Source organism: Anoxybacillus sp. (genome assembly GCF_036834105.1).
Classification (GTDB): Bacteria; Bacillota; Bacilli; order Bacillales; family Anoxybacillaceae; genus Anoxybacillus.
Genome location: NZ_DAITON010000099.1, coordinates 1 through 8705 on the forward strand (window position 1 = coordinate 1; position 8705 = coordinate 8705).

The 8705-nt window shown below is 42.7% G+C and carries 10 protein-coding genes; 4 read left to right on the plus strand and 6 right to left on the minus strand.

The window, feature by feature from the left end; genetic code table 11:
- Positions 1-760 (minus strand): MFS transporter (locus V7Z64_RS09850; RefSeq protein WP_334110270.1); only part of this gene is annotated, 760 nt, incomplete at its 3' end.
- 5 nt (positions 761-765) lie between these two features.
- The gene (locus V7Z64_RS09855) at positions 766-1209 is read right to left on the minus strand and encodes a MarR family winged helix-turn-helix transcriptional regulator (protein ID WP_297988000.1); all 444 of its coding nucleotides are present in this window, start codon (positions 1207-1209) and stop codon (positions 766-768) included.
- Between the two features lie 137 nt (positions 1210-1346).
- Here V7Z64_RS09855 and V7Z64_RS09860 point away from each other — a divergent pair, with 137 nt between their 5' ends.
- The 3 genes from V7Z64_RS09860 to hflC all read left to right on the plus strand — a co-directional run bounded on the left by V7Z64_RS09860 (position 1347) and on the right by hflC (position 4748).
- A complete protein-coding gene (locus V7Z64_RS09860; RefSeq protein ID WP_297987998.1) occupies positions 1347-2765 on the plus strand; it encodes a SpoVR family protein in 1419 nt (472 codons plus the stop codon).
- An 88-nt stretch (positions 2766-2853) separates the two neighbouring features.
- Positions 2854-3819, plus strand: coding sequence for an FtsH protease activity modulator HflK (gene hflK, locus V7Z64_RS09865; protein ID WP_297987996.1), 966 nt, complete (start codon positions 2854-2856; stop codon positions 3817-3819).
- Positions 3816-4748 (plus strand): protease modulator HflC, encoded by a 933-nt coding sequence (hflC, locus tag V7Z64_RS09870; protein WP_297987994.1) that lies wholly within the window; start codon positions 3816-3818, stop codon positions 4746-4748. The genes hflK and hflC overlap by 4 nt, the downstream gene beginning before the upstream one ends.
- A gap of 4 nt (positions 4749-4752) precedes the next feature.
- Here hflC and V7Z64_RS09875 read toward each other — a convergent pair whose 3' ends face one another.
- Positions 4753-5211: a methylated-DNA--[protein]-cysteine S-methyltransferase gene (locus V7Z64_RS09875; RefSeq protein ID WP_297987992.1), complete on the minus strand. Its 459-nt coding sequence runs from the start codon at positions 5209-5211 to the stop codon at positions 4753-4755.
- Between the two features lie 99 nt (positions 5212-5310).
- On the opposite strand from V7Z64_RS09875, the gene V7Z64_RS09880 reads away from it, so the two are divergent.
- On the plus strand, positions 5311-5562 hold the full coding sequence (locus V7Z64_RS09880; protein WP_003399009.1) for a YhdB family protein: 252 nt from the start codon (positions 5311-5313) through the stop codon (positions 5560-5562).
- 30 nt (positions 5563-5592) lie between these two features.
- On the opposite strand, the gene V7Z64_RS09885 is transcribed toward V7Z64_RS09880, so the two are convergent.
- The 3 genes from V7Z64_RS09885 to V7Z64_RS09895 all read right to left on the minus strand — a co-directional run bounded on the left by V7Z64_RS09885 (position 5593) and on the right by V7Z64_RS09895 (position 8686).
- Positions 5593-6300 (minus strand): SDR family oxidoreductase, encoded by a 708-nt coding sequence (locus V7Z64_RS09885; RefSeq protein ID WP_297987989.1) that lies wholly within the window; start codon positions 6298-6300, stop codon positions 5593-5595.
- 72 nt (positions 6301-6372) lie between these two features.
- Entirely contained in the window at positions 6373-8112 is a 1740-nt protein-coding gene (locus V7Z64_RS09890; RefSeq protein ID WP_297987987.1) for a phospho-sugar mutase, read from the minus strand.
- 109 nt (positions 8113-8221) lie between these two features.
- On the minus strand, positions 8222-8686 hold the full coding sequence (locus V7Z64_RS09895; protein WP_297988004.1) for a CBS domain-containing protein: 465 nt from the start codon (positions 8684-8686) through the stop codon (positions 8222-8224).
- Positions 8687-8705 lie beyond the last annotated feature (19 nt).

The window sequence follows — 8705 nt, forward strand, 5'->3', positions numbered from 1 at the left end:
ACACAAATAAACTGAAGAAAACGACCGAGCTAGCTAGTAAAGAAATGATTTGCCACGACAGCCAATCATATTTATCGCCGCCAAACGTCAACGCCAACAATAAAGAAACAACTGCCACAACCATCGTAAACATGCCGACTAAATCGAGCTTCACTCGTTCAGCCATGCGTCGATTATGCAAACCAATAGAGATGAGCACAATCGCTAATATACCGACAGGGAGGTTAATGTAAAACACCCAGCGCCAATTTAACGAATCAACAATCCATCCACCCACTTGTGGACCAAGAATAGATGCTAATCCAAATACGCCGCCAAACACACCTTGCCATTTTGCACGCTCTGCTCCTGTAAACAAATCGCCGATAACGATCATTGCCATCGGCATCATAATACCGCCACCAATACCTTGAATAGCGCGGAAAATGATAAGTTGGGTCATCGTATTTGCCATGCCGCATAGCGCTGAACCGATAATAAAAATCGCTAGTCCTGAAATATAAATTGACTTGCGTCCAAATAAGTCAGCGAGCTTCCCGGCAATCGGCACAATCGTTGTCGATGTGAGCATATAAGCGGTTGTCAACCATGCCATCATGCTCAATCCACCGAGCTCCCCAACGATGCGTGGCAACGCCGTCCCGACGATCGTCCCATCGAGCGCTCCAAACAACATTGCAACGAGTAATCCCGTAATTAAAATGCCCCGCTTTTGTTGTATATTGGCCATGCTTGCTTGTATCGCGGCCTGTTCTTTCATTCTAATCACTTCTCCTCTTTTTCGTTTGTCGCAACAATTTTTTCGATAATATGAACAAACTGTTCAAGCTCCTCAAGCTGTAATTGGCTTAAATATCGCTCGATAATTTTTCTCCGCTCTGCCCGTGCGTGCTGAAGCATATGCCTTCCCTTTTCAGACAGCTGAATATACACGACACGCCGATCTTCTTCATCCCGCTCTCGCAACACAAATCCGCTTTTATATAAGCGATCAATCATCGTTGTGATCGCGCTCGGTTTCACAAACATTTCATCCGCTAACTCACTTACTGTACATTTCCCGCGCTTTGAAAGCAAATTTAAAATAAAAAACTGCGGTTTCGTTAAGCCGATTTCCTCCTTTGCTAAATCGGCGGCCAATTTGCGAACGGCCAATGAAAACGCATGCTCTAATCTCTCAACGAGTACAGTAAACGGCGCCCGCTCCATACACACCCCACCTTTTTTTAATGATATAAATATTTAACATAGTTAAATATATACGAAAGAAAATATAAAGTCAATGAATCATTCCTGACGTATCAAATGATCCGCTCGTTCATACATTGTCATAAGGAGGGAGTGCGATGAAACGAGATGAACAAAAAGCGTTAGAAAGAGCGATTGCGGAAATTACAGAAATTGCTGAAGGGTTTGGGCTTGATTTTTATGAAATGCGCTATGAAATTTGTCCTGCTGACATCATTTACACGTTCGGAGCATACGGGATGCCAACACGCTTTTCGCATTGGAGCTTTGGAAAACAATTTCATAAAATGAAACTTCACTATGACCTCGGATTAAGTAAAATTTATGAACTTGTTATTAACTCCGATCCGTGCTACGCATTTTTATTAAATACGAACACACTCATTCAAAATAAATTAATTGTCGCGCATGTCCTTGCCCATAGCGACTTTTTTAAAAATAACGTTCGCTTCAGCAATACGAAGCGGGATATGGTTGAAAGCATGGCAGCGACAGCGGAACGAATTAAACATTACGAACACGAATACGGGAAACAAGAAGTTGAAAAATTTTTAGACGCCGTATTAGCTATTCAAGAACATATTGATCCATCGCTCCTGCGCCCGAAGCTTGCATGGACGTTAGCCGACACGGAAGTGTACGAAGAGGAGAACGAAACGCGCAAACCGTCCCCGTATGACGATTTATGGTCGCTTGATGAAAAGAAAAAAACACAGCCCGTTCGAAAAAAACGAAAAAAGTTCCCACCACATCCAGAAAAGGATTTGCTACTATTTATCGAAGAATATAGCCGTGAACTTGACGAATGGCAGCGCGACATTTTGACGATGATGCGCGAAGAAATGCTTTATTTTTGGCCGCAGCTTGAAACGAAAATTATGAACGAAGGCTGGGCATCCTATTGGCATCAACGTATTTTGCGAGAAATGGATTTAACGAGCGACGAAGCGATCGAATTTGCCAAATTAAACGCCGGGGTTGTTCAACCTTCCCGCACCGGCATTAATCCATATTACTTAGGACTAAAAATTTTTGAAGATATCGAACAACGGTGGGACAATCCGACCGAAGACATGAAAAAGCTTGGCGTCAAGCCAGGTTCAGGACGAGCAAAAATATTTGAAGTGCGCGAGCTAGAATCGGACATTTCGTTTTTACGCAACTATTTAACAAAAGAACTCGTCATGCGTGAAGATATGTATTTATTCCAAAAGCAAGGAAAAGACTATAAAATCGTTGATAAACATTGGGAACATGTGCGCGATCAGCTCGTGAACATGCGCGTCAACGGTGGCTTTCCATATATTACAGTCAACGATGGCGATTACATGCGCAACGGGGAGCTGTATTTAAAACATTGGTACGAAGGAATTGAACTTGACGTCAAATATTTAGAAAAAGTGCTTCCATACATTTATCAGCTTTGGGGGCGTGCCGTTCACATCGAAACGATCATCGAAAACAAAACGACGTTATTCACATACGACGGACGAAACGTACAGCGAAAATATATATGAGCTACTGAATCAATCAGTAGCTTTTTTGTTGAAACTTTTTTCTTTTTTTTCCGTACATACATATAAATAACAAGAAAGGTGGGTTTATATGGAGAAACGTTCTCTTGCTGGCATCATCATCGGTACTATTTTAGGCATTTTTCTTCTCGTCATTGCCTTGACGTCATGGTACACCGTTGATGAGTCAGAACAAGCAATTATTTTAACATTCGGTAAAATTGATGAAGAAGTAAGTACACCCGGTCTACATTTTAAACTTCCTTGGCCTATTCAAAAAGTAGAAAAATTATCGCGCGAGACATTTAGCTTACAGTTTGGATATAAAGAAGAAAACGGAAAGGTTGTCGCCTCGAATCAAGGTGATACAAAAATGATTACAGGTGATGAAAATATTGTACTTGCCGATATGGTCGTGCAATGGAAAATTACTGACCCTGCAAAATTTCTTTACCGTTCATACGAGCCAGAGCAAATTTTGTACAATGCAACGTCTGCTTCTTTGCGCAGCGTCATCGGCAGTTCAAAAATTGATGATGCCTTGACGTCCGGCAAAGCAAAAATCGAGGCAGATGTGCGCGAGTCGCTGACCGCACTAATGAAAAAGTACGATATTGGCATTTCCATTTTAGCTGTCAAGCTACAAGACGTCGATTTACCAAACGATGAAGTGCGCAAAGCATTTACAAACGTTACCGACGCACGTGAAACGATGAACACAAAAATTAACGAAGCAAATAAATACCGCAACAAACGGACGAAAGAAGCCGAAGGGGAAAAAGACGCACTCATCTCCCAAGCGGAAGCAGATAAAGTGGCACGCATCGAAAAAGCATATGGAGACGTCGCAAAATTTAACGCCTTATATGAAGAATACAAAAACGCAAAAGACATTACAAAACAACGGCTAATGATCGAAACGCTTGAACAAGTGTTGCCATACACGCGCATTTACATTATGAATGACGATGGGAATACACTAAAATATTTACCAATTCAACCGATCGAAAAACAAACGACAGAGAAAAAGGCAGAGAAAGGAAGTGGTAACGAATGACAAACTTCCAAGACGATCAAAACGTCATTTCATTTAAAGATAAAATGCCGAAAAAATGGTTCCGCTTCATCATGAGCGGCGGCATTGGTCTCCTTCTGTTGATCGTTGCTTTAACAAACATATATATTGTCCATGAAAATGAATATAAAGTTGTACACCAATTCGGTGAAATCGTTCGCATCGATCAAACACCAGGTTTACGGTTCAAAATTCCGTTCATTCAAACCGTCACATCGCTACCGAAAGCGCAAATTTTTTATGACGTTGCTGAAGCGGAAATTAACACAAAAGATAAAAAACGAATTCTTGTCAATCATTATGCTATTTGGGAAATTACAAATCCGAAAGAAATGATTCAAAATGCCCGCACATTAGAAAATGCAGAATCGAAAATGGATGAATTTATTTTCTCGATCGTTCGCACCGAACTTGGACGGTTAAATTATGATGAAATTATTAACGATGAAAAATCATCGCGTGGTAGCTTAAACGATGAAGTAACAGCAAAAGTGAACGAGCTCTTGCAACAAGATCGTTATGGTATTCGCGTCGTTGATGTACGAATGAAGCGCATTGACTTGCCAGAAGAAAACGAACAATCTGTGTATAAACGAATGATTTCCGAACGCGAATCGAAAGCGCAAGAATATTTGTCGATGGGGGATGCGCAAAAACAACGTATTATCGCCCAAACAGACCGCGAAGTAAAAGAGATGCTCGCGAAAGCGCAAGCCGATGCAGAACGCATTCGTGCATCGGGCGAACAAGAAGCGGCGCGCATTTATAACGAAACATTCGCAAAAGATCCTGAATTTTATTCCTTTTATCGCACGCTCGAGTCGTACAAAACAACGATTGGCGAAGATACAGTCGTCATTTTACCTGCCAACTCCCCATACGCCAAATGGTTGTTAGGGCAAACGCGCTGATCATTCAGCGCGTTTCGTGTTTAAGTAGCCACGTTTTCATCTCTACTCCCCATGCATATCCACCGAGCTTTCCACCTGTACGCACAACGCGGTGACAAGGAACGATAATGGTCATCGGGTTATTGCCGACAGCATTTCCGACCGCTCGAACAGCTTTCGGATTTCCAATTTGTTTGGCAATATGAGCATACGAAACCGTTTGTCCGTAAGGAATCGTCTGTAATGCTTCCCATACACGCATTTGGAATGGAGTACCAATGAGCCGAAGTGGAACGGAAAAAGATGTGCGCTTTTTCTGAAAGTATTGCTCAAGTTCTTCGATACAACGCATGAAACAAGTTGGTACATTTTCCTTCTGCTCGCCACACCGTTCTACCACATCCACGCGTTCAATGCCTTCATTCGTTCCCGTTATTTGTAGCCAACCGATCGGTGATTCATAATATGCGACGTGTTTCTCCATGCCAACTCTCCTCTACCAAATCACACAACATTTACAGCGAAAAAAAAGGCCATCTTTTCATAAACTACATATAGCTCCTCACGATAAGGAGGGTTTGCGTTGCATACAGCCGATTATGATAAGGCGCTTTACTATACGTACCGATCTGAATGGGATCACTTGCTTATTCTTATGGTACGCACAAAAGACGATTTGCTTTCGAAAAAAATTGAACAGTTTCTTCATGCATATAACTTCGAAAAAGATTACACCGTCGTTCAAAAACGATTGAACGCCTTGTTGCGCTATATCGATCACGCGTTAGACGTATACGAACAAGAGCCGACATGGACGATGCAATACGATGATTAGAGCGAAAGGAATAAACTCCTTTCGCTTTCCTTATACGACTGGATATGTTTGAATAAGCGGATGTAATACAATTTCATCAACCGTCATATGTTTTGGCGCGCTTGCCATATATACGACAGCTTGTGCAACGTCTTCTCCTTTTAGCCAATCCGCTTTTTCAGGCAAGCCTTGAGTCGAATTAGCGAAATATGTATCGACCATACCTGGATTAATCGTACCAACGCGAATGCCGTATGAACGCACTTCTTGCGCCACACTTCCTGAAAATCCTTGAACGGCATATTTTGTCGCCGTATATGCCGAACCATTTGCAATCGTGTAACGGCCGACATCGGATGAAATTGTAATAATCGTGCCGGAACGTTGTTTTTTCATGTGTGGAAGTACAGCTTTCGTCCCGATAAACACACCTTGTACATTCACTTCAAATAGACGTCTCCACTCTTCGACTGTCGTTTCTTCCACAGGCTTAAATACACCAATGCCTGCATTGTTTACAAGCAAATCAATGCGGCCAAATGTGGCAACAGTTTCCGCGACGACCTCGTTCATTTGTTGTTCATTAGATACGTCCGCTTGAAATGTTTTTGCCTCTTTCAACTGTTCGCCAACACGATGAATATCGGATGAACTCCCGATTAATGCAAGTTTCATTCCTTGCTTAGCCAACGCATGTGCGATTGCCAAACCGATGCCGCGTGACGCCCCCGTCACAATCGCAACCTGTCCTTGTAACATGTTGAACACATCCTCTCTATGTTGTCGCTTTTATGTTACCCTCACCCTATGCAAAAAACAACCGATAAGGTACTACACCTTATCAGCTGTTAATGCATATACACGCTCCATGACTGCCGTTTCTAACTGTTCTAACTTCGTTTTCGCCTCCGTCAATGTTTGTCCTTTTACTCCAAAATAAAACTTCATCTTTGGCTCCGTTCCAGACGGACGCGCGCAAAACCACGAGCCGTCCTCCAATACGTATTTTAATACGTTCGACTTCGGCAAATCGATATTTTCTCTTTCTCCTGTTTCCACATGCACTCGTTCGCTCGTCTTATAGTCTTCGCGAATGACTATACGCTGATTGGCAACAATAGTCGGTGGCTCCGAGCGAAACGTAGCCAATAACGATTCAATGCGCTCCGCTCCCTCTTTTCCTTTGAGCGTTAATGAACGAAGCCCTTCTTGATAATATCCGTATTGCTCAAACAATTGCATCAGCGCCTCATATAAAGATAAGCCTTGCTTTTTATAAAACGCGCATACTTCAACAGCTAAAACGGCCGCTTGAATTGCATCTTTATCGCGGGCAAAGTCGCCGATTAAATAGCCATAACTTTCTTCGTAACCAAATTGAAATACATACTCGCCTGTTTGTTCGTACTGTTTAATTTTTTCACCAATAAATTTAAACCCCGTCAACGTATCCATCGTTTCCATATCGAATGACCGGGCGATTGCACGTCCAAATTCAGATGTGACGATTGTTTTAAATACAATCCCGTTTTTCGGTAACATTCCTTTTTCTTTCTTTTGTGAAAGAATGTAATGAAGCAATACACCGCCTGTTTGGTTGCCTGTTAAAACAACGTATTCCCCTTCATCGTTTTTAACTGCAATGCCTAAACGATCCGCATCAGGATCAGTCGCAATTAACATATCAGCATCGACTTGCTTGCCAAGCTCAATTGCCAACTCGAACGCTGCATGTTCTTCTGGATTCGGGGACTTCACCGTTGAAAAATTCGGATCAGGTTGCTCTTGTTCTTTCACAACAAACACGTTGTCGTAGCCAAATTCCCTTAATCCGCGTTGAACGAGCTTATTTGCCGTGCCGTGAAGCGGTGTAAACACTACTTTCACGTCGACTTCATTCGCCAGTTCAGGGCGAAGAGAAATCGTTTTTAACTTCTGTATGTATGCCTCATCGATCTGTGCACCAATGATTTGAATAAGTCCTTTTTCTTTTAATACGTCTTCTTCTTCCACTGCAAGCTCCCATTCATTTTCAATGGCGTTGACATGTTCAATAACAACATCCGCGATGTGTGGCGGCAATTGCGCCCCATCTTCTCCGTATACTTTATAGCCGTTATACTCCGGTGGATTGTGGCTTGCAGTGATGACAATGCCGGAAAAAGCGCGTAAATGACGCACCGCAAACGAAAGCTCAGGTGTCGGGCGAAGCTCATCAAACACATACGTTTGAATGCCATGCGTCGCAAGCGTTTTTGCTGCTTCCATCGCAAACTGTTGCGACTTATGGCGTGAATCGTATGCGATCACAACTCCTCGTTTTTTTGCTTCCTCTCCAAACGACTCGATATAGCGCGCTAATCCCGCCGATGCCTTGCGCACCGTATATATATTCATTCGATTCGTTCCCGGTCCGATTTCCCCGCGCATGCCACCGGTGCCAAACTCTAACGTTTTATAAAAGCAATCCTCCAATAACTTTTCATCTTTCTCTAGTTGTTCCAAATGAGCTCGTAATTCTTCGTCTAATTGTGCTTCCCTCCAGCGCTCGTATACCACTTTCCAAGTCATGTTTATCCCTCCATATCATTGCTCATTGTAATTTATTCTCCTACTTTTGTTCAAATTCCTTTTTCATCGATAAAAAGGAGCCTCTTGCGTAAAGAAGCTCCTTTCTCGTTTAATGATATGAAGGTTCAGAAATCTCGGATAGCGCTTGTTCTGCCGCTTCATCATACGTTTGATTTGTCGCGATGTCTCCAAGCGCAACGATGCCGCAAAGCTCGTTATTTTGTACGATTGGTAAGCGACGAATTTGGTTTTTTGCCATGACTTTTGCTGCTTCGTCAACGCTCATACTTGGCGTCCCTGTCACGACATCGCTTGTCATTACTTGTGAAACGGGCGTCGAAGGGTTCAACCCTTGCGCTGTGATGCGAAGGGTAATGTCACGGTCAGTAACCATCCCTTTTACCTTTCCGTTTTCAACAACAGGAATGGCGCCAACGTTATGCTCATTCATAAGTTGTGCCGCCTCTTGAACGGATTGATCTGGTGTAACCGTTGCCACTTGGCGCGTCATAATTGATTCAACTGTATGGTTCAATATGATCCTCCCCTTTCGTCTTTTATTGTGTACGTTCATCTGTTCATTATGTAAGTAA

What these genes read in the sequence shown, in the direction of transcription:
- V7Z64_RS09855 (WP_297988000.1), bottom strand. Translation starts at nt 1,209, where the DNA reads ATGGAGCGGGCGCCGTTTACTGTACTCGTTGAGAGATTAGAGCATGCG.
- V7Z64_RS09860 (WP_297987998.1), top strand. Translation starts at nt 1,347, where the DNA reads ATGAAACGAGATGAACAAAAAGCGTTAGAAAGAGCGATTGCGGAAATT.
- hflK (WP_297987996.1), top strand. Translation starts at nt 2,854, where the DNA reads ATGGAGAAACGTTCTCTTGCTGGCATCATCATCGGTACTATTTTAGGC.
- hflC (WP_297987994.1), top strand. Translation starts at nt 3,816, where the DNA reads ATGACAAACTTCCAAGACGATCAAAACGTCATTTCATTTAAAGATAAA.
- V7Z64_RS09875 (WP_297987992.1), bottom strand. Translation starts at nt 5,211, where the DNA reads ATGGAGAAACACGTCGCATATTATGAATCACCGATCGGTTGGCTACAA.
- V7Z64_RS09885 (WP_297987989.1), bottom strand. Translation starts at nt 6,300, where the DNA reads ATGTTACAAGGACAGGTTGCGATTGTGACGGGGGCGTCACGCGGCATC.
- V7Z64_RS09890 (WP_297987987.1), bottom strand. Translation starts at nt 8,112, where the DNA reads ATGACTTGGAAAGTGGTATACGAGCGCTGGAGGGAAGCACAATTAGAC.
- V7Z64_RS09895 (WP_297988004.1), bottom strand. Translation starts at nt 8,686, where the DNA reads ATGAACGTACACAATAAAAGACGAAAGGGGAGGATCATATTGAACCAT.